18 protein-coding genes are annotated in these 26,438 nt (G+C 58.7%); 7 read left to right on the forward strand and 11 right to left on the reverse strand.

What is annotated here, in order from left to right; all coding sequences use genetic code 11:
- From AC1DWM_RS23320 to AC1DWM_RS23335, 4 genes are all read right to left on the reverse strand, one after another.
- The coding region (locus tag AC1DWM_RS23320; protein ID WP_477796251.1) for a hypothetical protein at positions 1 to 111 on the reverse strand (111 nt) is incomplete at its 3' end.
- Positions 112 to 183: 72 nt separating this feature from the next.
- Entirely contained in the window at positions 184 to 1,296 is a 1,113-nt protein-coding gene (gene gbdR, locus AC1DWM_RS23325; RefSeq protein WP_411741879.1) for a choline metabolism transcriptional regulator GbdR, read from the reverse strand.
- A 110-nt stretch (positions 1,297 to 1,406) separates the two neighbouring features.
- Complete coding sequence (gene gabP, locus AC1DWM_RS23330; RefSeq protein ID WP_223521505.1) at positions 1,407 to 2,807, reverse strand: GABA permease; 1,401 nt, start codon at positions 2,805 to 2,807, stop codon at positions 1,407 to 1,409.
- A gap of 673 nt (positions 2,808 to 3,480) precedes the next feature.
- Positions 3,481 to 4,149, reverse strand: coding sequence for a polysaccharide lyase family 7 protein (locus AC1DWM_RS23335; protein WP_223521503.1), 669 nt, complete (start codon positions 4,147 to 4,149; stop codon positions 3,481 to 3,483).
- Positions 4,150 to 4,500: 351 nt separating this feature from the next.
- Here AC1DWM_RS23335 and AC1DWM_RS23340 point away from each other — a divergent pair, with 351 nt between their 5' ends.
- Positions 4,501 to 5,592, forward strand: a complete 1,092-nt coding sequence (locus AC1DWM_RS23340; RefSeq protein WP_477796231.1) for a DUF3616 domain-containing protein — start codon at positions 4,501 to 4,503, stop codon at positions 5,590 to 5,592.
- A 687-nt stretch (positions 5,593 to 6,279) separates the two neighbouring features.
- Here the strand turns inward: AC1DWM_RS23340 and AC1DWM_RS23345 are convergent.
- The 6 genes from AC1DWM_RS23345 to AC1DWM_RS23370 all read right to left on the reverse strand — a co-directional run bounded on the left by AC1DWM_RS23345 (position 6,280) and on the right by AC1DWM_RS23370 (position 17,336).
- Positions 6,280 to 7,710 (reverse strand): IS1182 family transposase, encoded by a 1,431-nt coding sequence (locus AC1DWM_RS23345; protein WP_477796232.1) that lies wholly within the window; start codon positions 7,708 to 7,710, stop codon positions 6,280 to 6,282.
- A gap of 438 nt (positions 7,711 to 8,148) precedes the next feature.
- Positions 8,149 to 11,244: an efflux RND transporter permease subunit gene (locus AC1DWM_RS23350; protein ID WP_477796233.1), complete on the reverse strand. Its 3,096-nt coding sequence runs from the start codon at positions 11,242 to 11,244 to the stop codon at positions 8,149 to 8,151.
- Entirely contained in the window at positions 11,241 to 12,353 is a 1,113-nt protein-coding gene (locus AC1DWM_RS23355; RefSeq protein ID WP_223517708.1) for an efflux RND transporter periplasmic adaptor subunit, read from the reverse strand. Before AC1DWM_RS23355 ends, AC1DWM_RS23350 begins: the two co-directional genes overlap by 4 nt.
- Before the next feature lie 30 nt (positions 12,354 to 12,383).
- Positions 12,384 to 13,814 carry an efflux transporter outer membrane subunit gene (locus AC1DWM_RS23360; RefSeq protein WP_477796234.1) on the reverse strand — a complete coding sequence of 477 codons (1,431 nt, stop codon included), beginning with the start codon at positions 13,812 to 13,814 and terminating at the stop codon, positions 12,384 to 12,386.
- A 206-nt stretch (positions 13,815 to 14,020) separates the two neighbouring features.
- Positions 14,021 to 14,236, reverse strand: a complete 216-nt coding sequence (locus tag AC1DWM_RS23365; RefSeq protein ID WP_223517706.1) for a hypothetical protein — start codon at positions 14,234 to 14,236, stop codon at positions 14,021 to 14,023.
- A 202-nt stretch (positions 14,237 to 14,438) separates the two neighbouring features.
- Positions 14,439 to 17,336: an ATP-binding protein gene (locus AC1DWM_RS23370; protein ID WP_477796235.1), complete on the reverse strand. Its 2,898-nt coding sequence runs from the start codon at positions 17,334 to 17,336 to the stop codon at positions 14,439 to 14,441.
- Positions 17,337 to 17,787: 451 nt separating this feature from the next.
- On the opposite strand from AC1DWM_RS23370, the gene mhpA reads away from it, so the two are divergent.
- Positions 17,788 to 19,446, forward strand: coding sequence for a bifunctional 3-(3-hydroxy-phenyl)propionate/3-hydroxycinnamic acid hydroxylase MhpA (gene mhpA, locus AC1DWM_RS23375; protein ID WP_477796236.1), 1,659 nt, complete (start codon positions 17,788 to 17,790; stop codon positions 19,444 to 19,446).
- A 2-nt stretch (positions 19,447 to 19,448) separates the two neighbouring features.
- Positions 19,449 to 20,096, forward strand: a complete 648-nt coding sequence (locus AC1DWM_RS23380; RefSeq protein ID WP_477796237.1) for a TetR/AcrR family transcriptional regulator — start codon at positions 19,449 to 19,451, stop codon at positions 20,094 to 20,096.
- Here AC1DWM_RS23380 and AC1DWM_RS23385 read toward each other — a convergent pair.
- The gene (locus tag AC1DWM_RS23385; RefSeq protein ID WP_223517702.1) at positions 20,085 to 21,353 is read right to left on the reverse strand and encodes an NADH:flavin oxidoreductase/NADH oxidase family protein; all 1,269 of its coding nucleotides are present in this window, start codon (positions 21,351 to 21,353) and stop codon (positions 20,085 to 20,087) included. The two genes, AC1DWM_RS23380 and AC1DWM_RS23385, sit on opposite strands and share 12 nt — an antisense overlap.
- Positions 21,354 to 21,595: 242 nt before the next feature.
- Here AC1DWM_RS23385 and AC1DWM_RS23390 point away from each other — a divergent pair, with 242 nt between their 5' ends.
- The 4 genes from AC1DWM_RS23390 (at position 21,596) to AC1DWM_RS23405 (ending at position 26,370) form a co-directional block, all read left to right on the forward strand.
- Positions 21,596 to 22,210 carry a TetR/AcrR family transcriptional regulator gene (locus AC1DWM_RS23390; protein ID WP_223517700.1) on the forward strand — a complete coding sequence of 205 codons (615 nt, stop codon included), beginning with the start codon at positions 21,596 to 21,598 and terminating at the stop codon, positions 22,208 to 22,210.
- Between the two features lie 86 nt (positions 22,211 to 22,296).
- Positions 22,297 to 23,388, forward strand: coding sequence for a VOC family protein (locus tag AC1DWM_RS23395; protein WP_477796238.1), 1,092 nt, complete (start codon positions 22,297 to 22,299; stop codon positions 23,386 to 23,388).
- Between the two features lie 100 nt (positions 23,389 to 23,488).
- A complete protein-coding gene (locus tag AC1DWM_RS23400; protein ID WP_223517698.1) occupies positions 23,489 to 24,445 on the forward strand; it encodes a fumarylacetoacetate hydrolase family protein in 957 nt (318 codons plus the stop codon).
- Positions 24,445 to 26,370, forward strand: coding sequence for an acyl-CoA synthetase (locus AC1DWM_RS23405; protein ID WP_477796239.1), 1,926 nt, complete (start codon positions 24,445 to 24,447; stop codon positions 26,368 to 26,370). The genes AC1DWM_RS23400 and AC1DWM_RS23405 overlap by 1 nt, the downstream gene beginning before the upstream one ends.
- The last annotated feature ends 68 nt before the right edge of the window (positions 26,371 to 26,438 follow it).

The raw sequence follows: 26,438 nt of genomic DNA on the forward strand, positions 1-26,438 counted from the left end.
GCTTTGCACAGTGACCTTATGACCCTGGCCGATCAGCTTCTTGATGGTTTCAGGGGTTGCAGCAACCCGTGTTTCACCCGTCTGGGTTTCGAGAGGAACACCAATGTGCACGTCAAATCTCCTGCGTGATCTTATTGAGTAAACCCAGGCACTACGGATGAATGGGGCGGCAGGGACGTCCTATCAGCACGATTGCGCCAAATCGGAACGATCAATCATTCGAACACTGGCAAAAGTCGATTCGTTTCGTGCTTGGTCGAGCGCTGCCAGTTGTTTAGTTGATGACTGCTGCGTAGTCGCAAGCGTTGCCGGTTTGCGACTCATTTCAGTGCCGGAACGCTCGTCGCTTGGTGGAACACCAAAGTACTCGCGATAGCATTTGGAAAAGTGTGGTGTGGACACGAAACCGCATACATACGCCAACTCTATGATCGACAATGATGTTTGCTTAAGCAGTTGTCGCGCTCGAATAAGACGTAACCTTAAGTAGTAGCGTGACGGCGTACAGTGAAGGTATTTCTGAAATAGCCGTTCTAGCTGTCGACGTGACAGATCAACGTATTCTGCAAGGTTATCCAGGTCGATCGGTTCCTCGAGATTGGCCTCCATCAACGCGACGATCTCCTGCAGCTTAGGCTGATGAGTTCCCAGCACATGCCTAAGCGGAACGCGCTGATGGTCCTGTTCGTTGCGTATGCGCTCGTAAACAAACATCTCAGAGATGGCTGCGGATAATTCACGACCATGATCGCGACCAATCAGGTGCAGCATCATGTCCAGCGGCGCTGTTCCCCCGGAGCTTGTGAATCGGTTTCGGTCGAGGGTGAAGAGACTCGCGCTGATGCTGACTCGTGGGAAAGCCTCCTGCATGGCGGCCAAAAATTCCCAATGCACGCTGCACTCGTAGCCGTCGAGCAGCCCGGCTTTTGCGAGCGCCCAGCTACCGGTGCACACACCTCCCAACCGTCTGGATTGACGCGCCAAGGTTTGCAGCCAGGTAATGTGCTCGCGGGTAATCACGCTCTGGATTCCAACACCACCGCACACGATTACAGTGTCCGCCACCAATGGATTGTTCCACGAAGCATCTGGGGTAATCGGCACGCCATCACTGGCCCAGACAGGCTCTCCATCGGGGCTGAACGTATGCCAGCGATATAGCTCTCGCCCCGACAACTGATTGGCCATGCGCAGTGGCTCTACTGCGGACGCCAGGGAAATAAGTGTGAATTTATCCAACAGCAGAAAACCAACGGATTGAGTCGTACCGTCGGACACGGTGGAGTTCGATGACATCGTGGTCATGTCCTCACAAAGAGCGATTACGGCCTGAGACGCAGGAGCTTGTAATACCCCCCAGCCTTGGCGTAAGGAGTATTAGGTTTGGCGCAAATACCTCCTTGGTTTTATCCCACTGACGTCACCCTCGCAGCCTGCGCAGGGTGACGCGACGTCACAAGGCCGATAAAGGAAATCGCCAGCGCCAGTCCAATGGTTGTGCTGACTTCGGTACGGTGCTCTGGTGTGATCATCATGACTGCCAGCGCTGCGCAAATGAACACAATCACCAGCCACGTCAGCCATGGAAACAGCCACATGCGAAAGGTCAGCTCAACGTTCTGCCGATGCAACATCCGGCGCATGCGCAGCTGCGACACCGCAATGGCCAGGTACACCAGCAAGGCAATCGCGCCGGAGCTGGCCAGCAGGAAGTCAAACAGCCCGGCGGGCATGAAGTAGCTCCACACGGTGATCGCCGCGCCCAGCACGGTGCTGGCGATGACCGCTGCCCGCGGCACGCCTTCGGAGGAGGTCGCCTTCAGCGCCTTCGGCGCATCGCCACGACGGCCCAGCGAGTACAGCATGCGCGAAGCAATGTAGATCGAGGAATTCATGCAACTGGCCACGGCGATCAGCACCACCACGTCCACCATGAACTTGGCGTGGGGAATGTTCATGATCTCCAGTGCCCGCTGGTAGGAGCCTACCTGGGCGAGCAGCGGATCGTTCCAGGGCACCACGGAGATGACCACGAAAATCGACAACAGGTAGAACACGCCGATGCGCCAAATCACCGAACGCGTGGCCTTGGCAATGTTCTGCGAGGGATTGTCGGATTCGGCGGCGGCGATGGTCACTGCCTCGGTCCCGATGAAGCTGAACATGATGGTGATGAAGGCGCCCACCACCGCCGACAGGCCGTTGGGGGCGAACCCGCCGTGTTCGGCCATCAGGCCGCTCAAGCCGCTGACCTCCCGTTCGGGCACCCAGCCCATCAACACGGCAAAACCCACGCCGATGAAACCGATGATCGCCACCACCTTGGCCATGGCGAACCAGAATTCGAATTCGCCGTACTTGGAGACACTGAACAGATTGGTGATCACTAACGCAATGATCGACACCAGGGCGAACAGCCAGGCATCGATCTGGGGAAACCACTGGTTCAACACATGGCCGGCGGCCAGTGCTTCGATAGGAATCACAAGTACCCAGAACCACCAGTACAGCCAACCGATGGTGAAGCCTGCCCAACGACCTATTGCCTGGTCGGCATAGGTGGAGAACGAGCCTGTGTCCGGGTTGGCCACCGCCATTTCACCGAGCATACGCATGACCAGAACGACGAGCAGACCTGAGAATAGATACGCCAACAGGACTGCTGGGCCAGCAGCTGCAATGGCATGTCCTGAGCCAACGAATAAACCGGCGCCGATAATCCCGGCGATTGACAGCATTGTTACGTGACGAGGCTTGAAGCCCTGCGCCAATTGGCCATTCGAATCCTTGGAACTCGGGCTGATCATTGGTTTTTTTTTCTCTGCTGATCGACATTTAAGCGAATTGATGGGGGCAACGGATCATCATCGTTTCCTGCTGCCGCTTCCTAAAAGTGGCACCCTTCAAACGCTGCAGTTCTTATCAAACCCATCGTCGCTATGTGGTTATTTCTATGAAAAGACGCGCCACCTTACCCGGCTTGTTCGACAATTCAGTTGCCTGTTCACGCCGCCTCCTTGCCTGATATCGACACGTGCCAATTTAGCGTTCACAGCGAAAACCAATCGGTCACGAAATGGCCAAGTGCAATCATTTTGTTTTTTGAGGATTCTGCTAAAGCAGCAACGGATGGGATAGCTTGGAAGGTTTATGCGGGCGAGAAGGTTTCGGGACGAGGGTCGCGAGATCTCTCTGGGAAGAGCGGATTGGATGATTGCTGCCTGTCGCGACCGGCTGAAAACGACCCACAGCAGACGGTCACGACCGACCGCTTATGGCTGTGGATTCAACCGGTCGACGCAACAGATTGGCTAAATCGTTTAGCGGGCGTTTCGTAATTTAGTGTTTTTCGAGGGCATCTGCCGCCCGCGCGGTTGAGTTCACTGACAGCTAGCCACTTGGTAGCCGATCGACGAGGAAATCCACTAAAGTCTTCACCCTTCGGATCGGCGTGCCAATGGTAGTGACCTAAAGAAGCGACTAAATGTTGTGTTGGATCTCCAGCATCTTGAACGTCACTTTTCCGCCCTCGGTGGGATAGCCGGTGTTGTCCTGCACATACGCACCCGCTTTGAAATACAGTGGTTTGGTCTTCCAGCTCGGGTCGATGGTGGTTCTCCAGTTGTATCCTGCTGCGCTGATGCCCAGAGCGCCCTTCGGGCTGAGGTGGATCTGGTAGGAAAAGTTGCGGTCGAGCGGCACACCCGTCGCAATGGTAATGACCTGGCCCTCTTCATCGTCGGGGCGCATGCGCACTTTGACGACAATGTTTCCAGTCGAAGTCGACGTTTTGTATTGGTATTCCAGCTTCACCATGGGGCTGTTGCTGTCCTTGTTGTGAATCTGACCAATCACGATCTTGCCGGTGCTGGGCACCTGATTGACGGTCAGACTCGCCCGCAGAATGTTATCCGCCGCTGAATACTGCCAGTTGCGCAGCGTTCCATCGCTATAGGTTTCCCGCAACTCGCTGCGCGGGTAAATAGCGTTGGCCGTCCTGGAACCGGTCACAGGTGCCCAGAAGGAAAGGGTAGCGGCTTCAGAACTGAAATACTGGTCCTTGAAGCCTTGCGCCAGTCGAGGCGTTTCTATGGTAGCCGGTGGGCTGCCTTCAGGGATGCTTAAATTCCAGGTGGCGAGGTCGATCATGTCAATAATCCTGTATGCGGGGAATGTTGCGGCCACAGTTGCGCTCGAACCGACGCTATTGAGCTGTGTCAATTGGGTCTGCTGATTAGGAAACCCGTATGGCGGTAGATTGACGTCAAATGTTCGTCGAGGTGGGTATTGCAGGCTTTGTGCCTACGGGGGTCACCGTTAGTCGGCTATTTTGGGAGTTGATGGAACTAATCCGGGTTGCTTAGCAGCTGCAGCGAAGGGACCTAAGCCATCAGCGGTGGACGGGTCGGCTAGGATGAGTGCATGCACTGGACGAAGAACACGCTCAGAAGCCGGTTCTGAATAACCGGCACGCCGCGCCATAAAGACAGGAGACTGCTCATGAGCCACCGAAGCAATTTTGCGCTGTTGAGCTTTGATCCGGCGTTTGCGTCGTTGCGCAATGGCCTTTCGGTCGCTCAGCAGATTGACGACACACTCTGGGTGGCGAACGACGAAACCACGAGCCTGGAACGCCTGCAAATCCAGGATGCTGCGCCCGGCGACGTCGTAAGGTGCGATGAGCACCAATCGTTTCAGCTCCTGGAGTATTTGGATCTGCCCCTACCGAAGCAAGACGCCGAGATCGATATCGAGGGGTTGGCCTATACCCATGACAGTGGTTACCTCTGGTTGGTGGGCTCCCATAGCCTGAAGCGAAAGAAGGCAGAGGCCGGCACTCCTGCACAGAAGAATATCAAGCGCCTATCGACGGTAGAGGCGCAGGGCAATCGCTTTCTGCTGGCCCGCATCCCTGTGGTCCGGCAGAACGACGGCTATGCACTCGCCAGGAAGGTGGACGCCGATGGACGTACGGCGGCGCAGCTACATGGCAACGAGGTCAGTAACGACCTGACCACGGCCATTGCTGAAGATCCTCAACTACGCGACTTCCTGAGTATCCCGGGTAAAGACAACGGCTTTGATATCGAAGGGTTGGTGGTGATTGGCTCGCGTCTTCTGCTAGGGCTACGTGGACCGGTCCTTCGCGGCTGGGCTGTGTTGCTGGAGATAGAACCTGAGCTGAACGACGCCTCGACTGACACGCTGGTGCTTAAGAAGATCGGTCCGGATGGGCGCCGCTATCGCAAGCACTTCTTCGCGCTAAATGGTCTGGGCTTGCGTGACCTGTGCACTAGCGGTGACGATCTGCTGATCCTGGCGGGTCCCACCATGGACCAGGATGGTCCGGTAACGGTCTTCCGCTGGCGCGGCGGTTTCGCGTCCGACGAGGAAAGCGTGGTCTTTACGGATCAATTGGAGAAGGTGCTGGAGGTGCCTTTTGGGCAAGGCAATGATCACGCTGAGGGCATGTGTTTGTTCGAATCGGGCGAGCAGCTTGGGGAGGTCCTGCTGATCCTCTACGACTCTGCGGCGCAGAGTCGTAAACACGGCGATACGGATGTGGAAGGGGACCTGTTCATCCTGAATTAGCCACGCACCTCGACGTCAACGCGGCCTGTAGATCAGTTTGCCTGGGCTGCTGGTCGCCACCCTCGGACTATCAGCACTGGCCCTGCAGTTTGAGTCGGTCTTCATCGCGGTGAAATGGCTCGGCGTTGCCTTTATCCTGTTCATCGCCTGGAACTTATGGTCAAAGAACACCGAACAAATGCAGGCACCTCCAAAGCGCTCAGCAGGCCGGGCCTTCTCGCCGGAGCCGTGCTGACGCTGAGTAATTTAAAGCCGTCGTTTTTTTCGGCGCGGGTTTGCCCCATGCATTTGATCTGACGGCTCTGTCCTGGCCAGAAGTCATCTTCATTACCGCGCTCGGCATCAGGATCGATCTCACCGTCCAATTGACTTACCTCGTTACCGCGTCGCGAATCTAGCGGGCCATCCAGTCGCCGAAGACAATGAAGCGTCTGAATAGAACGTCAGCAGGTGTCATGACGGGTTGTGCGGGTTGGGTGGACGTTTGCTGATGGCGGATTTGAGGCGCAACCAGTGACCGCTAATGGCCCAGAGTGTGTAAAAATGCTCATGACCTCATCGCTTTCGATCATCGACGTTCGTTGACTGAGCGATTGTGCAGTCGATGCCGCGGATCGCATTAGTCGCGACCTGGAACACGCCAACGCTGTTTTTACAGCTATTGGGACGGGCCAAAATCAGCCTTTTTCAGGCTGTCAGCGCTTTCATCAATCCGTTGGCACCGATGATTTTCATGACCCGTTTCATGTTGTAGGCGAGCACATTCAAGCTCATCTCCGCACTCACCCCGGCCAGCTTTCGCGTCAGGAAGTGCGTCGCGCCCATCCATTGTTTGAGCGTCCCGAAGGGATGCTCAACAGTCCGTTTCCGGACTCGCATCATCTCCGGTGCTTTGCTCAGCCGAAGCTGCATCTCCTCCAATACGGCTTCATGCTCCCAGCGTCGAACCCGGCGTTCCGTGCTCGGTGTGCACTGCAATTTCAACGCGCAGCCCTGGCATTTCGAACTCCAGTAGCGGTGCAACTTCAGGCCCTTTTCAACGTTGGAATAGCGCCAGATCAGCGCCTCGCCAGCCGGGCAAATGTATTGGTTTTTTGCCGCGTCATAGATGAACGCATCGTTATTGAAACGCCCGTCAGCCTTGGCTCCAGAGGTCATCGGCTTGGGCACATAGGCGGTGATGTCTGCATCGTGACAAGCCAGGATTTGTTCGCTTTTGAAGTAACCTCGGTCAGCCACTACCGACAACGTATCTGACGCCATCGCCTCGCGGGCTTGCCTGGCCATCGAGCTGAGTTGATCGCGGTCGGAACCGACGTTGGTCACCTCATGCGCAACGATCAAATGGTGCTGGGTATCGACCGCTGTTTGCACGTTGTAGCCGACGATTCCCGTGCCGCGTGTCATCATGGAGCGGGCGTCTGGGTCGGTCAGTGAGACCTGTTTATCCGACGATTCATTGAGCTGGATTTCGATCGCTTGAAGCTCTTTCATTTGAGTTTTGAGCTTGGCGATTTTCTCTTCCAGCCGCACAGCCTTGGGCTCAGAGGAGTTTGGTTCTTGCCGATCGGTAGTATCGAGTGCCGTCAGGTAACGGCTGATGCTCGATTCAATTTCTTCCATGCGCCGTTTAAGTTTGGCGCTGGTGAAATTGCGGTCACGGTTGTTGACGGCCTTGAATTTGCTGCCGTCGATGGCGACCAGATTTTCTCCGAACAGCCCTAACTGCTGACACAGCACAACGAACTGACGGCAGACGCCTCGGATAGCCTTGCTGTTGTCTTTTCGGAAGTTGGCGATGGTCTTGAAATCAGGCAKCAAACGTCCAGTCAGCCRCATCAGCTCGACGTTGCGTTGGGCTTCCCGTTCCAGTCGTCGGCTCGACTGAATACGGTTGAGATAGCCGTAGATGTAGATCTTCAGCAGGATTGCGGGGTGGTAAGCCGGCCGGCCTGTGTCAGCTGGAATAGCGCCGTCAAAACCCAAGACGATCAGGTCGAGTTCATCGMCGAAGACATCGACTACGCGCACCGGGTTGGTATCGCTGACGTAGTCGTCGAGGCTCTCGGGAAGTAAGGTGCCTTGGCCTCGATGTTCACCTTGGATAAAGCGCTTCATGGGCGATCCCTGCGATGAAATCCTCAGAAATCATAGCAAGGGTTCGCGAATGCGTTTTTACACACTCTGGGCCGCTTTTGGCCGATTCTGTTGAAAAATCGGTCTGCCCAAACTGCCTGATCATTGACTGGTGAAAACGCCTTTTCTGCACGCTGCTACGTGAAATCCGAGTCAGGAAGCCTCTGCCAAAAGTAAAGATTTCAATCTCGGACGCGTACTTTTCTGATGCGCAAACCATGGCCGACTTTTTCAACAGAATTGGCCGATATCAGTCTGTCGTCAGCAGCTATTTATGGCCAGTCTTTCCTGTGAGCCGCGAGGAGCGAACGACAGTAACGTTCGCAGTACCTCACGGCTGACCTGGGTTGTTTTCAGAAACGGCGCTTAACAAACCTCTCTAATAGCGGTGAGGTCGGGGGGCAAAGGTCACGGCACTCATCACTTGGAAGCAAGCGCAGTGTTTCCCCGTACCTGTTGGGTATCCGCGGCCGTCTGGCGACCCACCTTGAACCATGCGGCGTACAACGCCGGGACGAAGAAAATCGTCAGCAGCGTCGCCACAGTGAGGCCACCCATGATCGCGATCGCCATCGGCCCCCAAAAGACGCTACGTGTGAGCGGGACCATTGCGAGCACGGTGGCCAGTGCCGTCAGCATTACCGGTCGCGCTCGGTGAATGGCGGCATCCAGCACAGCATTCCACGGGTCACGCCCCTCGGCGATTTCGATTTGTACCTGATCGATCAGGATCACCGCGTTTCGCATGATCATGCCACCCAGAGCGATGATGCCCAGGATCGCGACGAAGCCCAGCGGCGATTGAAACACCAGAAGTGCGGGCACCACACCGATCAGGCCCAGCGGTGCGGTTAGCAGCACCATCCACATGCGGGAAAAGTTCTGCAATTGCAGCATGAGTAACAGCAGGATGGTGATCAGCATCAGCGGTGCCACCGCGAGTAGCGCCTTGTTGGCCTTGTCGCTTTCCTCAACCGCTCCACCCACATCGATGCGGTAACCGGTCGGCAGCTTGGCTTCGATGTCCTTAAGCAATGGCTGGATTTCCTGCGTCACCGATACACCTTGCTCTCCATCCTTCACGTCGGCACGCACAGTGATCGCCATGTCGCGGTTACGGCGCCACAGTACCGGCTCTTCCAGTTCAGAGCGCACCTGTGCGACTTGCGACAGCGGCACCACCGTGCCCTGGCGTGTGTAAAGGTTGATGTTTTTCAGTGTGTCGAGGTTCAAGCGTTCCTCCGGTACGGCACGGGCTACGATGTCGATCAGGTCCTCGCGCTCCCGCAGTTGCGACAGGGTTGCGCCGTTCATCACGGTCTGGGTCGCCAGCGACACGTCGGCCGGCGTGAGGCCAAGCGCGCTCGCCTTGTCCTGATCGAGCTCCACCTTCATCGTGCGCACCGGGTCGTTCCAGTCGAGCTGGAGGTCGCGCACCTTCGGGTTGGACGCAACCACGTTCTCCACATCGCGGGCGATCTTGCGCACCACCTGGGTATCGGGGCCTACCACGCGGAACTGCACCGGGTAGCCGACAGGTGGCCCCAACTCGAGCCGGGTCACGCGCACCCATGCCTGTGGGAATTGTTGGTCGGCCGAGGTCACCAGCCGCGCACGTACCCGCTCGCGTGCATCCAGGTCCTTGGTCATCACAACGAATTGGGCAAATCCCGGATTCGGCAGTTCGGGGTTGAGCGAGAGATAGAAGCGCGGCGCGCCGGCGCCGGTGTAGGCAGTATAGAAACGCACGTCCTCGTCCTTCGCCAGGATTTCCTCCATGTGCTTAACCTGCTCGGTCGTTGCGGCGAACGAGGCGCCTTCCTTGACGCGCAAGTCAATGACCAGCTCAGGGCGCGAACTGTTGGGGAAGAATTGCTGCGGCACCAACTTGATGCAAGCGAGGGCAAGCACCAGTGCGCCAACCGTCGCACCTATGACCATCCAGCGGTGCTCGATGGCGGCGTCGATCAGGCGGCGTAGGTTGCGGTAGAACTTTGTGTCGTGCTGACCACCGTGCTGGTGCTTGCCCAAGTCGTTGGGCAGCATCTTGACCGCCAGGTACGGCGTGAAGATGCCGGAGCAGATCCACGAGAACAGCACTGCGGCACCGACGATCCAGAAAATGCCGCCTGCGTACTCGCCGGTGGTGGACTTCGAGAGGCCGATCGGCAGAAAGCCCACGACGGTGATGAGTGCGCCGGTCAGGCGCGGCATGGCGGTGGACTGATAGGAGAAGGCGGCCGCTTTCACGCGGTCCATGCCGGTTTCCATCTTCGCCACCATCATCTCGATGGCGATGATGGCGTCATCCACCAGCAGTCCCAACGCGATAATCAATGAGCCGAGCGAGATGCGTTCGAGGTTCCAGCCCATCGCCAGCATCACCAACGCCACGCCGCCCAGCACCAGCGGCACCGTGGCTGCGACCACGAGGCCGGCGCGCCAGCCCAGGCTGGCCAGACTTACAGCGATCACGATGATCAGCGCCTCGGCCAGTGCTCGCCCGAAGTCCAGGATTGCATCTTTCACCGTCGTTGGCTGGTCAGCCACCAGCTCCAGCTCCACGCCGTGCGGAAGTTCTGACTGGATCTTGGCGACTGCCGTGTCCATCGCCTTGCCAAGGTCCACGATGTTGCCATCGCTGGTCATTGTGATACCGAGCATCAGCACTGGTTGGCCGTTGTGGCGGACCGTGTAGGTCGGCGGATCTTCGAAGCCACGTGTAACGGTCGCGATGTCGCCGAGCTTGATCAGCCGGCCGCCCGCGGAGATGGGGACATTGCGGATAGCCTCTTCGCTGGCGAATTGGCCACTCACGCGCACCATGACGCGGTCGCCACGGGTGTCAATCTGGCCTGCGGGCAACATCGCGTTCTGGCTCTTGAGGCTTTCGGCGATGGCCAGTGGTGTAATGCCCAGTGCTGCCAGGCGCTCGTGCGAGAACTCGACGTAGATACGCTTGGCCTGCTTGCCGATAAGATCGATCTTCTTGACCATCGGCACCTTCAGCATCTGGCGCTTGATGTCTTCGGCCGCGTCCGACAGGTCGGCGTGGCCGACACCGTCGCCCTTGACCGCGTACATCAGGCCATACACGTCGCCGTACTCGTCGTTCAGGATCGGGCCGATCACGCCGTCAGGCATCTCCAGGCTCAGGTCGTTGAGTTTCTTGCGCGCCTGGTACCAAGCCTCGCGCTGGTCAGCCTTGGAGGTTCCGCCGCGCACGGTGAGCGTCATGCCCGCGTAGCCCTGCCGCGCGTAGGTGACCACCTTCTCGAAGTTGTCGATCTGCTCGAATTTCTTCTCCATGCGGTTGAGGACCTGGTCCTGCAACTGCTGGGCAGTGGCGCCCGGCCAGATGACCATGGCGGTCATGGAGGGCACGGAAAAGTTCGGATCCTCGAGCTGGCCGAGCCGGGTGAAGCTGAACGCACCGGCCGCCGCGACAATGAGGAGCATGAACAGGACAATGGCGCGATGGCGCAGCGCCCAGTCGGTGAGGTTGAGATTGTTCATCGGGCGGCCTGCTGCGTGGCGTTCGCATCAACAATCGCCGTGCCGGGAAGCGCGACCTTTAGTCCGGATGCCATCTTCTGCACCCCGGCGGTGACGACCAATACTCCGGCCTGCGGCCCGGAGACGAGCACCTCATCGTTGCGATAGCCCAATACCGCCACAGGCACCAGTTCGACAGTGCCCACCGGATTCTTGCCCTCGGGCGTGACCACCCACAGCGCCGGCTGGCCGCCGGTTTGCGTCAGTGCCGTGGCTGGCACCGCCGCTACCGAGACACTGGTCATCTCGCGCTCGGCCATAACCGTGGCAGTGGCGCCGAGCGGCAGCGCCTGCACCGGCTTGAGCCGGGCGCGATAGGTGCGCGTCTGCGTTGCAGCCTGCGGCGACAGCTCGCGCAGGGTGACATCGAAGGTCTCGTTCGGCGCACTGGCCAGCGAGGCTTTGAAACGCGCCTCCTTGAAGGTGGACAGCTGATCCTCGGGCACATCGATGACGATCTCGGATTCGTCCGGATTCGCAACCGAGATCACTGGCTGACCCTCCGCCACGACCTGTCCCGCTTCGATGCGTACCGCCGTGACCACGCCGCTACGGGAGGCGCGCAGTATGGTGTACTTAAGCCGGTTGCGTGCGAGCTCAAGTTTTCGCGCCTCGGCCTCGGCGGTCGCGCGTGTGGTCTGGGCATTGGTATGCGCACGCTCATCGTCGGCCGCGCTGACTGAACCATCAGCCTTCAGGGCCGTCAGGCGTTGGCGATCCGATTCCGCCTGACGCGTCTGCTCCACGGCAGCAGCCCACTGCTGTTGCGACGCTTCCTCCGCGAGACGGTAGTCGCTGTCGTCCAGCACAGCCAGTATGTCGCCTTCGTGCACCGTCTGACCTACATCAACTTTGCGCTGGGCAACCTTGCCGCCCACCCGAAAGGACTGCTCGACTTCGTGCCGCGACTGCACGGTGCCCACGTAGCGACTGACGTCGCGGGCATTGTCGTAGTTGATTTCAACGGTACGTACCGCTCTGGGGGCCGGCACGGACGGCTGGTCCGGGCTGCACGCGCAAAGCATCACGGCGACGGCCAAGGCGCCGGCCGCAGTAAGGGAATTCTTCAAGACGGTTCCTCTTTGGAAAACGACAAATACTTAGGAAAGTGGTGGCCGGTCGGTTTTAGCGGACGCGGTTGAGTTGGCGGGTTGTTCGAACACCTGCCAGCCCCCGCCCAGTGCTTTGTAAAGCTGCACGCTGTCGAGCAGCAGTCGGGTGTTGCTTTCGTTGGCACTCAGGCGTGCAGTCAGACGCGCGCGCTGCGAATCCAGTAGAGGCAACAGGTCGATCTGCCCGCGGTTATAGAGCGATTGAGCGCGATTCTGTGCCGTCTCCGCAGACGCGGCGGCCAATTGCAGCGACCCGGAACGGCGGCGTTCCTGCGCAAGCGTGACGAGGGCGTTTTCCACATCCTCGAGCGCCCGCACGATGCCGTCTTCGGCGCGCAGCAGCGCCTCTTGTTGAGCACTTTCAGCCGCTTCGTTGATCGCTTGCGTGCGCCCAGCATTGAAGAGCGGCATCGCCAGCAGGCCCGCGACGTTAGTGAAGCGCGCAACGCCAAGATCGGCACCGTTCAGGCTCAGGCCCTGGCGGCCAAAGGACGCGCCGAGGAAGAGTTGCGGGAACCACTCAGCTTTCGCTTGCTGGCGACGTGCATTGGCGGCGTCGAGCTGTGCCATCAGCACCAGTACGTCAGGTCGGCGTTGCAGCAACTCGGCGGGCTGCCCGGGCTTGGCCTGGGGTACGTCGGCCAAGTCTGCGCTCGGAGGCTGGATGTTTGTGGTGTTGAAAGACTGGTCGGCGATCAGCACCGCGATACGGTGGCGTGCCACCGCCACTTGGGTTTCCAGCGGCGGAATCTGCGCCCGCGCCGACAAGGCGTCGGTTTGTGCGCGTTCGACGTCGAATGCGGATGCCAGCCCCACCTGTTGACGCGCGGTAACCAAGCGCAGCGTTTCATCGTGCATCGCCGAGATTGCGCGTAGCGTCGCGACCTGGCGTTGTGCACCGACCAGTGTGAAATAGTTGCTGACGACATCGCTCATCACCAGCAGGCGTACTCCTCGCATGCTGTGTTCCGCGGCTAGCGCATCGGCGTCTGCCGCCGCCGCGCCGGCTCGCAGACGGCCGCTCAGATCGAGTTCCCACGAGACGTCCAGACCCACACTGGCGGTCTTGATATCCGGATAGCCCTGTTTTACGGCCGAGTTGAAGCCGCTGCTGCGGTCGCTGCCGGAGACGGATGCGCCGACGCTCGGGAGCAGCCAGGACTGGCTGACCGTTTCTCCGGCTCGCGCTGCACGCAAGCGTTCGGCGGCAATCTTGACGTCGCGGTTCTCACGCGCGGCTCGGCGCACCAGATCCGTCAGCAACGGGTCGTGGTAGACCTCCCACCAAGCTGCCTCGGGCTCCATCTCGGAGGCCGTACTCGCGGCAAAGTGGCTCGGTACGTCGAGCGATGGCTTGACGACCGGCGCGGAGCAACCGGAAAGGGCGAGGGCGATCGAAGTGACAAGGGCTGCCGCCATGGCGAACCCAGTTGAGCACTTGGTCCGTTGCAAGGTTATCCCACCGGTATGGCGGGGCAGCGGAAGGGGGGTGGAAAGTCGCGGCATTAGAAATGGACTCGTGTAGTTCGAGGTGGCGTCAGCGTAGGGGGACCGTGTACGCAAAGTCGTCAGCGAACCGTCACCGTTCGGTCGCCATGCGCTCTGTATGTCGTTGCCGGAAAGGATCATTTGCTGTCGCTTTCTATTGCCTGCTCACCGGTTGCTGACGTCAGATCCGCGCCAATTGACTCGAGCAACTCTGTGGCGGACGAGAACTCGCGCTGACGCCCGGTCACCAGGTTTTCGAGCCGGCCCTTCAGGGCGTCCGGCTCGGCATCACTGCGCAACTTGACGACGTATGAACGGCGGCTCGGGTATTTGGATTCAGGGTTAAGGCTCATCGCAGACCTGGGGATCGAGAAAGTTCGATGCCAGCGTAAGCCGCCCCCCGGGAGAAGTCGTAAGCGAAAGGTCAGGGTTTAGTCGGGACAGCACCCACAAAACTGAGACGGTGACCAGCGGAACGCTGGTGGTCACGTGGTTTTAGCCACGCTGAGTGGGCGCGATATCAGTTCACCAGGCGATGAAGGATACGCCGTCGCTTCAAGTCGACTTAGCAGCCAGAAGCAGTGAGTGCGCACGTTTCACCAGTTCGGTTCCGTCAGTTTCGGGCAATTGGTCAATCAGCTTCACCAATGCCAGGTGATCTTCGGTTGTAACGTCGTGATGCTCACTCAGCTCGACCATTGCGAGCAGCTCCAGCCACGATGCTTCCTGGGCGCGTGCCTCCTCAATCGCACGCCGCACCGCCACGCTGCTGGCATCCGATCGACCCTGAGCTCGCGCGATCGCGGCCTCCAGCAGCAACAACTGCGGCAGGTATACGCGTTCGCCCAGTTCCTCTCCCACCCGGAAGGCTTCCTGCAATTCAACGTGCGCTGCGTTGTAATCGCCTGCCAGTAGCAGCGCCTCGGCGGCGTAGCCGAGTACTTCGCTGGCACCGGAGCGCATACCGAGTCCGGTGTGTTCCTCGTAGGCCTCACGGATGTGCCGGTAGCCGTCGTGGGGGGCACCGTTGCGCGCGTCGGCCCAGCCGCGCCACCAGCGGCAAGCCGTGCGTCCGAGCGCGAGCGAATATTCATCGACGAGCTTCTGCATGTCGTCAGCCAGCGCTGCCACCCGCACAGGGTTTCCCAGTCGTACCTCGATCAACACCTCCTGCCAGGTAGCGACCAGCCATGTCATAGGTTGTTCAAGCGTATGCGCGCGGGTTCTTGCTTGCTGCAAATGGGTTCGCCCTTGCTCAATCAGGCCCGACCGCACCAGCTCGATGGCCAGCATACCGTGCAGCATGACCTGGGGATCTGCCGCAAAGATCTCGTTTGTCCCTATGCCCAGCGGCTCGGCGATCGTGAGGGCGCGCTCTAACCAGCTGCGTGTCATTTTCGTGCGGCCCTGGAGGTGATGCACCTCGCCTTGAACGATGCACGCTGCCAGCATGAGCTCTTGATCGTTTGCGTTTAGGGAGAGAATTTCAGCACGCTCTGCCACTTCCAAAGCCTGCGAATAGTCGCCGCGCAGACCGAGCAGATAGCCGAATCCGTGCAGAAGGCGACCGCGCATAGGGTGCTCGGGTACATACGCGAGCAGCGTGTACGCCCGTTCGAAAGCGCCCTTGGCTTCGCTGCCGACACCAAACATGTGGAAGGCCGAAACCCCCTGCAACGTGGCCAAGGTAATTTCGAGCGTATCGCGCTCCGTCCCTTCGGGTGCCTGCATAAGAAGGAGTAGGGCGCGCTCAGTGAGGCCGATGCACAAGTCCGGGCTGAAGTGTTGTAGCGCGGCTTCTGCGGCCTCGGCGTAGTAGCGCAGCGCGATCATCGGCAGCCGGGCACGGTCGAAGTGCATCGCCAGTTCCGAGGCCGCAACCGACACACCGGCCGAGCGCTCGCGTTCGAGGGCAGTGCCAACCTGGCCATGGAGATCGATGCGCAACGAACGCGGCGTGCGGTCATACAGCACCTGGCGAAAAAGGGCGTGTCGGAACGAGTAAGGAGGCTCTACCGCCTCGTCAACATCGGGAGCCCGCGATTGTGTGAGCCATACCTGCTCACGCATCAGTTCCTCACAGGCACCGATCACTGAAGAGAGATTGCGCTCCAGGGCTAGCGAAACCGTCTCAACCCGGAAGTCGGCCCCGCACACCGCAGCCGCCGAAAGGAGAGTACGTTGTTCCGGACCAAGCTTGGCGATGTAGTGATCAATGATGGCGGCCAGGTTGTCGGGAACCGCCAGATCCGCCAGTCGAGCTTCGATGGTGGTTTCGTCTTCTTTTGCATCCATCACTTCACTGATGATTGAGGAAACGAACAACGGCACGCCGTCGGTCCGTTCGTGCAGGGCGCGCACGAAGGCTTCATCGCGTGCCAGTGAGGCTGAACGCAGCGCCACATAGTCGGCGACCTCGGTTTCGGAAAACGGGTCGAGCACCACTTCCTCGCACAAGCGTTGCAGACGTAGTTCGTGACGCAATGAACTGAGCGGATGGTCGAGCGCCACCACTTCGGCAAGGCGGAAACTTGACAGCCACATGAGCCGTGCGGGGCCACGGCGTCGCGCCATGTAGTTAATCAGCTGAACCGTCGCCCGGTCGCTCCAGTGCAGGTCTTCGGTCACCAGCAACAGCGGGCGCAGCTCTGTGTAGCGGTCCAACAGTTCACCGAATTCCCTCAGCATGCGTTCCGGGCCGACGCCGGCCAGTTCGCGCCGCAATGCGTCTCGCTCCTCCGTGCTACTCAGCCAGGGCAATTGCAGCAGCCAGGTTGGTGCCACTTCGCGCAACAACGCCGGCAGGGTCGGGTCGCTGCGGCACAGTTCGGCCAACGCCTCCAGCACCGGCAGGTACGGTTCGCTGGTGCCGAAGTGTTCCATGCAATGGCCGCGTGCGCAGGCGATGCCGCCAAGGCCGGCGAGGAAATGTTCGATCAACGTGGTCTTGCCGATCCCCGGTTCTCCAGCAAGCCAGACCACGGCCCGCTGGCCCCCACTAGCCCGCTCCCACGCCCGTTGCAGCCTGGAGACCTCGTCAATGCGACCGATGAATGACGGAAACGGATGTGTGTCGGTCGCCGTAACCGCCGTGGATGTAGGCGGCATCGAAGCAGCAGGGGGCGACACGGCAATGAAGCGATAGCCGCGCCGCGACACAGTCTCAATAAAACGAGGATGCTTGGGGTCATCGCTCAACACCTTGCGCAGATCGCTGATGGCCGTCTTCAGGACCGAATCGCTGACAAATCGATGCCCCCACACGGCATCCAGCAAGGCGTCTTTGGATACCAGCGACCCCGGCTGGCGTGCGAGCACGCATAACAACAGGAAAGGGGTCGGTGCCACCGCCACCGCTTGCCCATCACGCAACAAGCAAGCGTTGGCTTCGTCGAGTTCGAACTCGCCGAAGTCAAGCAGGACGGGTGTCGGATGGGGCTGCGGACGCGCCACGGTTGATTCCTAAAGACTTAAAACATGGTGGTGCGCTGAAGATTCGCACGTGATCCAGTGTTGAAAAAAACAATATTCCTGCCGTTCTGGTCCTGTCGACACGTCTTCTTGCACCGACTGTTCTCCAACTTCGGCTGGGGCCCTGGCAGCCACGCACTTCAGTCCTGGGCCATTGCACCCATGACAACGCTGATCGGCTCTGAAGCCAAGCGACGTCGGTCGGAAACTGACACGCGCGCAACTTCACGCCACCAGCCTTCTTCGCCTGACCGCGGCCACTTACGCCTGTATCTCAGCTCGTCCGGTCGGTCATATCACGGCTTTTCCATGATCTCAAAAATTAATGACAAAAACATCAATATTGAAATATCTCTCAATATTGCATACCTTGAACCCTGCCTGACGATGAGACCTGCGCGCCTCACGACTTCAATCACAACAAGGGCTCGAAATGAACAACAACAAAAAAGATTCCGAATTGCCTCCCTCCGCCGTCGACGTGCTGGTCGTCGGTAACGGTCCGGTAGGTGCAACGATCGCGGCGCTGCTCGGCCGCTATGGGGTTACGACCTTGGTGCTGGATAAGCTCCATGAAATCGTACTGATGCCTCGTGCCATCGCTCTGGACAACGAGGCCCTGCGCATCCTGCAACTCGCCGGATTGTCGGAGGACGCTTTTGAGAAGATCGTTATCCCTGAAGTGAAGATGCACTCTCCGGTCCTCGGTCAATTCGGTCGGGCCAATACTGAAGGGTGTATCGATGGCCATCCCAAGCTTGTGACGTTCTATCAACCCGACCTCGAACGAGCGATGCGTGGCCAGGTTTCCCGGCTGAAATCAGTGACCAGCCTGGGTGGTTTCGAGCTGGAGAGTCTGGTCGAAGAAGCGAAGTGCGTGGTCGCCACCGTACGGGATCAAAATGGGCAATCGCATTCTGTTCGCGCCCAGTACCTGATCGGTGCGGACGGCGCCAGCTCCAAGGTCAGGGCGCTGATCGGCCAGGAGTTCGAAGGACAAACCTATGCAGAGGATTGGCTGATTGTCGATGCCAAGAACCGGCATCAGTCAGCCATTGATCACATTGAGTTTCTCTGTGATCCGCGGCGGCCCACGCCGCACATGCCCGCCCCCGGTGGAAGGGAGCGCTGGGAATTCATGCTGCAACCCGGAGAATCCCGGGAAGAGCTGGAAAGCCCGGAAAGCATCGCGCGGCTCATTGCGCCATGGGTCGATCCGCAGGAACTGGAAATCGAGCGCAAGGCGGTGTATCGATTCCACGCGCGTTGCTGCAACAAATTCAGCAAGGGACGTACTTTCCTTGTCGGCGACGCCGCACATATCACCCCGCCCTTTGTGGGGCAAGGTCTCGTAGCGGGCCTTCGTGATGGTGCCAACCTTGCCTGGAAGCTGGCTTGGGTTCTTCGTGGCCACGCCGCGCCGGCGATACTCGATACCTATGATGTAGAGCGCCGCCCGCATGCTCAGGCGATGATCGATCTGGCAAAACTCATGGGCCGTCTGGTAATGCCCAAGAACAAGATCGCGGCTTTCTTCATCCACGGCCTGATGCGTATGCTGGCATTGACTCCCGCTACCAGGAGGTACTTCGAGCAGTTGGACATCAAGCCGAAGAACACCTTCAAGCACGGCCTGTTCGTGCAGCATCGTCGGGGTGACAAGTTGGTACGTGGCAGCCTGTTTCCCCAAGCTTGGGTTCGCACCCTGCAAAAGCAGATCAAGCTGAGCGACGATACACTGGGAGACAACCTGACCCTGGTTGGATTCGGTGTTGACCCGTTGTCACTGCTCACCACTGATCAGATCGTTTCCTGGGAAAAGATGGGGGGCCACTTCTTAGAGGTTAGACCCCGCGGCCAACGTTCCGGCGGCAGTTGTGACTTCATCGAAGACATGAACCATGACATCCTGCCGCTGGCTGCGAAAGGAACACTCGTCGCCGTTCGTCCGGACCGTATCATCATGCATCACGCCCCAGGCACAGAGGCAAGCAGGCTCCTTCAAGACTGCAGGGGTCTGCTGATGAGTGATGGCGCCACTTCTGACAGCGTTTCCATTACCATCAACGAGCCGATTAGATTACGAGCTTAATCATGCATTCCCCCACACCTCCTTTAGAAGCTACTGCGCCAGAACCTCTCACCAGGGGGCACAAGAAGCGTGAGCGCACCCGTCGCGGCCTGGTGGACGCGGCATTGCGTCTTATCGCGCGTAAGGAGGTGGGGGAGATCGCACTGCTTGAAGTAGCTGCGGAGGCAGCGGTATCCAACGGCACCATCTACAACTATTTTCGGACTCGCGACGAAGTACTCGAGGCGGTTGGCATTGCCATGGCCGCTGAGTTCTCTGACGCCATTTCCGTTTTGAACTCGGACGTTCAGTGCGGTGCGCAGCGGCTTTCGATCGGCGTACGTATGTTTGTATGTCGAGCCGCCGCCGACCACCAATGGGCGAATGCGCTGCTGCGCATCATCCATTTCGACCAGGCAATGCGCTCGCGTTTGGCTGCCCATGTACTTGGCGATCTGCGTGAGGGGCTGCGTGCGGGCACTTTTGCTTACGAGGATGAAGGGGTCGCCATGGACATAGTTCTGTCGTGCACAACCGGAGCAATGCGCTCAGTTGTCGAGGGCCGTGCGGTGGCGGAGCACGATCTGCGGGTCGCGGAAATGATTCTCCAGGCTCTGGGCGTTACGCCTGCCAGAGCCAGGAAAATCGCCGGAAAACCGCTACCCGCCTGATTTGGTGTCACCCTCGATCTGCCAGGCTTGATCAATCCATTTCCGATAACTCTTCGCCTGGCGACGAGACTTCAGCTGATTACCTATCAGTGCCATAAGTGGCGACGTCCCAGGTTGTGTCCGTTTCCCTTGGCTCAACAAGCCAAGCTGCTTCTTGATCACCGACGCCACTGCGAGCGATGCCAGCGCCTTGTTCTTCCAGTGAACGACAATGGGCTCCACTTTGATGTCCCGACCGGCCATCCACTGTTTCGGCAGGGCTGGCTCGATTGCCAGCGCAGTGGCAAGTCCGACCATCGACACTGAGCCGCTCACCACTCGCTCCGCGACCTCCTTTCTGCGCACGCCGCCAGTGACCATCAGCGGCATGCGTGCTATTTCTCCTATTCTTTGCGCGATCTCGAGAAAATACGCTTCTCGAGCCAAGCGGCTGCCATCGCGGGTTTGCCCCTGCATCGCCGGGCTTTCGTAGCTGCCACCAGACAACTCGACCAAGTCGACCGCTTTGGTATTGAGCATTTCCACTACACGAGCCGCATCCTCGGCATCGAAACCACCCCGCTGGAAATCAGCGGAATTGAGTTTCACCGCGACGCAAAAGCTCGGTGCCACTCGCTGACGTATTGCGTCGATGGTTTGCAGCAGAATTTGCGCACGATTTTCCAGGCTACCGCCCCAGCGGTCGTTACGCTGGTTGGTCAAGGGCGACAGGAATTGACTGAATAGATAGCCATGCGCTGCATGAATCTCCACGCCAGTGAATCCGGCGCGCTCTGCCAACACCGCCGCTTGGGTATAGCGCTCAATCAGCTCTTCGATCTCCTGCTCATTCAAGGCCCTGGGCGGCACAAAAGCTTTTGACAGTCCGGGTATATCGACCGCAACTGCGGAGGGGCCCCTTGCCGGTTGCCCCATTGAAGCCAATAGCTGCCGTCCGGGATGATTGATTTGCATCCAGGCCTGGGCTCCACGACTGCGACAGGCATCGGCCCATCGCCGGAAATTCACCAGGTTCCGATCGTCCTCAAGCACCACGCCAGCCGGTCCGGTCAAGGCGTGGCGATCAACCATGACGTTGCCCGTAATGATCAGACCGGCTCCACCCTCAGCCCAACGCCGATAAAGATTAACCAACGCTTCCCCTGGAGCGTGATCCTCATTGGCAAGATTCTCCTCCATGGCAGCCTTGGCGATTCGGTTTGGAATCACCGTGCCGTTAGGCAATCGAAGCGGTTTGAAGAGCTTTGAGCCGGTCATGTTCTGTCCTTCAGCTAATGAAAAGTCGGCCAACCATCGCAGGGCTTGATGTGCCGAGAAGGCAAGCCTGAAACACAACACAATTGAACATGCGTGTTCAATTGTGTCAATGGCGTAGGACTTTAATTGACTCGGCTGTGGCCGATTTTCAGACAGAAAAACCTACACGTTTAAAAATATGGTTGACGGAAAATGAACACGAGTGTTCAATCTGTCCATAAGGTAATCCTGGAGAGAGAACCGTGGAATCCCTAAATCCAACACAGCGCCGCATTCATCAAGCCGCCTTTCGCCTGTTTGCTGAACGAGGCACCTCACAAGTGAACATTCTCGACCTCGCACAAGAGGCAGGAGTGGCGCGCGGAACGGTCTATAGCAACATCGACAGCATGGAAAGCCTGTTCGAGGCGGTCGCCAGCCATCTTGCGAGGGAGATGCATGAGCGCGTCAACAAGAGCTTCGATTCACTGTCTGATCCCGCTCAGCGCCTTGCCAATGGCATTCGATTCTTCATTCGTCGAGCTCATGAGGACTCCCAGTGGGGAGCATTCATCCACAAATTCGCCATGAGCAATGCTTCGTTGCGCGAAATGTTCAGCAGCCAAGCGACTACGGATCTTCTGAGCGGACTTTCCACTGGGCGGTACACGTTTGCGCAGGAGCAATTGCTCTCAGTACTGACGCTGATATCGAGCAGCGTGCTTGGCTCAATTTTCCTCGTACTAGAAGGTCATAGAACGTGGCGCGAATCGGGCGCTGACACCGCCGAGCTGGTGCTGCGGGCGTTGGGTGTGCCGCCAGAGGAGGCTCGTGCCCTGGCGACCAAAGAGTTGCCGGCACTCCCGTCTCTCGACTGAGCGTCTAACTGACTCAACTAGACAACACCCCTGGTTTTTCAGGGGTTCGGGACAGCTTTGCCCTAAAAAACCGGAAAACAAGAACAATGAACAACAAAAACGAAGTGTACCGGTTGGCGACACAACAACCTGCCCGGCATCCACAGCCGACGGTGAAGGCCCAGGATCTGACTCACCTGATCTTTCAAAGACCGGACTTGAATGAGGCGGCGCGTTTCCTGACCGACTTCGGCCTGACGGTAAGTCGGCAGGACGCCGATACGCTCTATCTACGCGCCACCGACGCCACTTCATACTGTTACCGCGTCCAACGTGCCGAACATGCACGTTTTATCGGGTTCGGACTTGCAGTGCAGTCTTTAGAGGACCTGGAAAAACTCACTCGAATCCCAGGGGCGTCATCGGTAGAGAAGTCGGAACATCCTGGCAAAGGGTATTACGTCAGACTGACCGATCCTTCCGGTTTCATTGTGGAAGCCATTTGCGACAAGACTCCAAGTGAAACTCTTGAACATAGAGCTCCTCTTCCTTGGAATCTGGCGCAGGAGCAACCGCGAATCAACGCCACGCAGCGCCCACCGATTGCTCCGCCGGAAGTGCTCAGGCTTGGCCACATCGTAATTGAAGTGGCCGACTACCAAGCGACCTGTGCCTGGTATACCCAGCATTTCGGGTTTATTCCCAGCGATGTGCAAGTACTCCCCGACGGCACACCTATTGTCGCTTTCATGCGTCTTGATCTCGGTGAAATTCCCGCGGCGCACCATACGCTCGCGATAGCGCAAGGGTTCATGGCGACCTATAGCCATAGCGCCTATGAGGTCGTCGATGCAGACGCGGTGGGAATGGGGCAGCGCGTCCTGCGCGAGCGCGGTTGGGAGCACTCATGGGGCATCGGCCGACACATTCTGGGCAGTCAGATCTTCGATTACTGGCAAGACCCATGGGGCGATAAGCACGAGCATTACTGCGACGGGGATATTTTCACGGCCACTCGGCCTACGGGCATTCATCCGGTGAGCCCCGAGGCAATGGCCCAGTGGGGGCAGCGCATGCCCAAGAGTTTTACAAAACCCAAGATGAGCTTAACCAATCTGCTTCTGTTGATCCGCAACCTGCGACGCAGCCCGGACCTGACAATTCGAAAGTTGGTAACACTCATGCGGATGTTTGGATAGAGCTGCCGCCATGTCGGGCAACGGTCAGCCCCCTACGGAACAACACCACAGTTCTCGCGCCGCTGAGTGCGGGACAAACGCCGCTCCAGGAGTACCTTCAATGTCTGCTGTACACGTAGTCCGCTTTGAATTTCAGAACGGTATCCACTGGGGCGTGCTTCGCCAGGGCCGTATCACGGTCATCCCCGGTGTTTTTGAAACCACCGGTGACTTCATTCGCCAGAACAGTATCGACGACCTCGCTCAACTGAAAGGCGCGGAGTTGGAGGAGGGCGAAGTGAAATTGCTGTCGCCGGTGACCCGGAACCAGCAGTTCGTCTGCCAGGGCGCCAATTACCGTCAGCACATGATCGAATCGGGCATGGACCCGGACGCGAAGAAATTCAACATGATCTTCACCAAGGCGACGAGTTGCCTGGTGGCGGCTGACAGCGACCTGATCAAGCCGCGCACCGTGCGCTTCCTCGACTACGAGATTGAACTGGGGCTTGTGATGAAACGCGCGATCACCGGTTCCGTGTCTGTCACTGACGCCAATCTGCATGAGTTCATCGCCGGCGTCGTCATTGTCAATGACTACTCGGCCCGCGACATTCAGATTCCCCAGATGCAGTTCTACAAGGGCAAGAGCTTCCGCACTTTCGGCCCGGTCGGTCCCTACCTCTGTCTTCTGGATGCCAAGGACATGCATTACCTCAAAGCACTGCAGCTGCGCCTGACAGTCAACGACCAGGTGCGACAGAGCGACAGCACGGCCAACCTGGTTTACGGCCCCGCTGAAACCCTTACCGAGCTCTCCTCCTTGCAAGACCTCGCCGCTGGAGACCTGATCGCCACCGGTACTCCGGCTGGCTGTGCGCTAACGATTCCTTCGCCTGCCAAACAGCGCATTGCGGCTCTGATGCCAGAAGCCACCAAGTGGAAACTTTTTCTCAAGGCGCAGGAGAGCCGGCCGCAGTATCTCAAGGCGGGTGACGTGGTTGAGGCGCGTATTCGCAGCGCCGATGGTGTGATCGACCTCGGTGTGCAACGCAACCGAGTCGTGGGGGAAGCCTGATGGTGGTGCAGACCCTGAGCGACATTGAAAATCTTGAACGAGTCCCCTTGTCGGAGCGTGGCCTGGCGTCCAGCACCTATGAAGCTCTTCGACAGGCGGCTGAGTGCACCCCCCAGGCTCCGGCGCTAAGCTTCTTCGCCGATGCTGCCGATTTCAGACGCACCTATGAGTGGAATTATTCTCAGCTCTTCGCGGATATCACGCGCGCTGCAAATGCCTTCCATGACCTGGGCATAAAACCGGGCGAGGTGCTTGCCTTCATCCTGCCCAACTTGCCGGAAACCCACTTCACTATATGGGGCGGGGAGGCGGCGGGCATCGTCATGGCGATCAACCCTCTGCTCGAAGCCAAGCAGATGGCCGGCTTGCTGAATGCCGCGAAGGTATCCGTGGTGGTGACGCTTGCGCCGACTGCGAGCAGTGATCTGTGGCCCAAACTGGCTTCGCAGCTGGATCAGTTACCCACGGTCAGGTCTGTCGTTTGGGTCAGCATGGAGTCCTATGTCGCCGAACCTGTGCGTGGGGCTCTGAAAGCCGTGGCACTGAAGGAGCGAGACTTACACCGCGGCATCCCGATCCATGATTGGCGGTCGCTGATGAATGCTCAGCCGCACACATACCTGATGAGCGGTCGGCAAATCCGCCAGGATGAATGCTCCTCCTATATCTGTACTGGCGGCACCACCGGGCTCCCCAAGATCGCCGCGCGTACCCATGGCTCTGAAGTATTCAATGCATGGTCTGTGGCCGCTCACTTGCAGCCACGCAGTGGCGGCCAGGTTATCTTTTGTGGCCTGCCGCTATTTCATGTCAATGGACAACTGGTTACTGGACTGATGCCTTGGACTCAAGGCGACCATGTGATCCTCGGGACGCCTCTTGGGTATCGTGGCGAGGGGGTGATTCCACGATTCTGGGAGATGGTCGAGCACTTCGGTATCAACCTCTTTTCCGGCGTGCCAACTGTCTACGCTGCGCTTTTGCAAAATGAATGGCAGGGTCGCGACCTATCCAGTCTTCGCTTTGCAATGTGTGGCGCCGCGCCCATGCCGGCCGAGCTTTTCCGAGAGTTCGAGCGCCGGACCGGGGTAAAGATCCTGGAAGGTTATGGTCTTACCGAGGGCGCTTGCGTCTCCTCAATCAATCCGCCCCATGGTGAGCGCCGCATTGGCTCCATCGGGATACGGATCCCCTACCAGAAAATGCGTGCGGTCATGCTCAATGATTCTGGAGAGTACCTGCGCGACGCCAACGTGGATGAGATCGGTCTCATCACGATCAGTGGTCCGAATCTCTTCGATGGCTATCTGGAGGCGCGTCATAACCAGGGCCTTTGGATCGATATCGACGGCCAGCGCTGGTTGAATACGGGCGATCTGGGTCGCCAGGATGCGCAGGGTTACTTCTGGCTGACCGGGCGCAAGAAGGAGTTGATCATTCGCGGCGGCCACAACATCGATCCCAAGCAAATCGAGGAGGCTCTGCAGACGCATCCCGCTGTCGCCTTGGCCGCTGCAATCGGCAGCCCCGATGCCTACTCGGGCGAGGTGCCGGTCGCCTACGTTCAACTGCGCCCCGGGCATGCCTGCAACGCCGAAGAACTTGTGGCATTCGCTCATCTCAACATCAGCGAGCGGGCAGCGGTTCCCAAGCGCATTGAAATTCTTGAAGCGTTGCCACTGACTGCCGTTGGCAAGATATTCAAGCCCACTTTGCAGCAGCGGGAGATTTATAGAGTCGTCCAGCAGGAAGTGGAACGTATGTGTCTGCAGGAAGTTGAGGTAGAGGTGTTACAGGATGCACGACGCGGGCTAGTCGCATGCATCCGGGCGGGAGGCAATCAGGAGGCCCTGGCCCTTCTACTAGGACGGTATAGCTTCCAGGTTGAGTGGATAACTGAGAGCGAGTCCGCCTCTATAAGTTAAGCAAGCATGCCCTGGTACTCATTAGCCAGGGCCATTTTTACAACTTCGATCAACTCCAACCGGCACTC

The organism is Pseudomonas sp. P4_C8 (assembly GCF_056401975.1).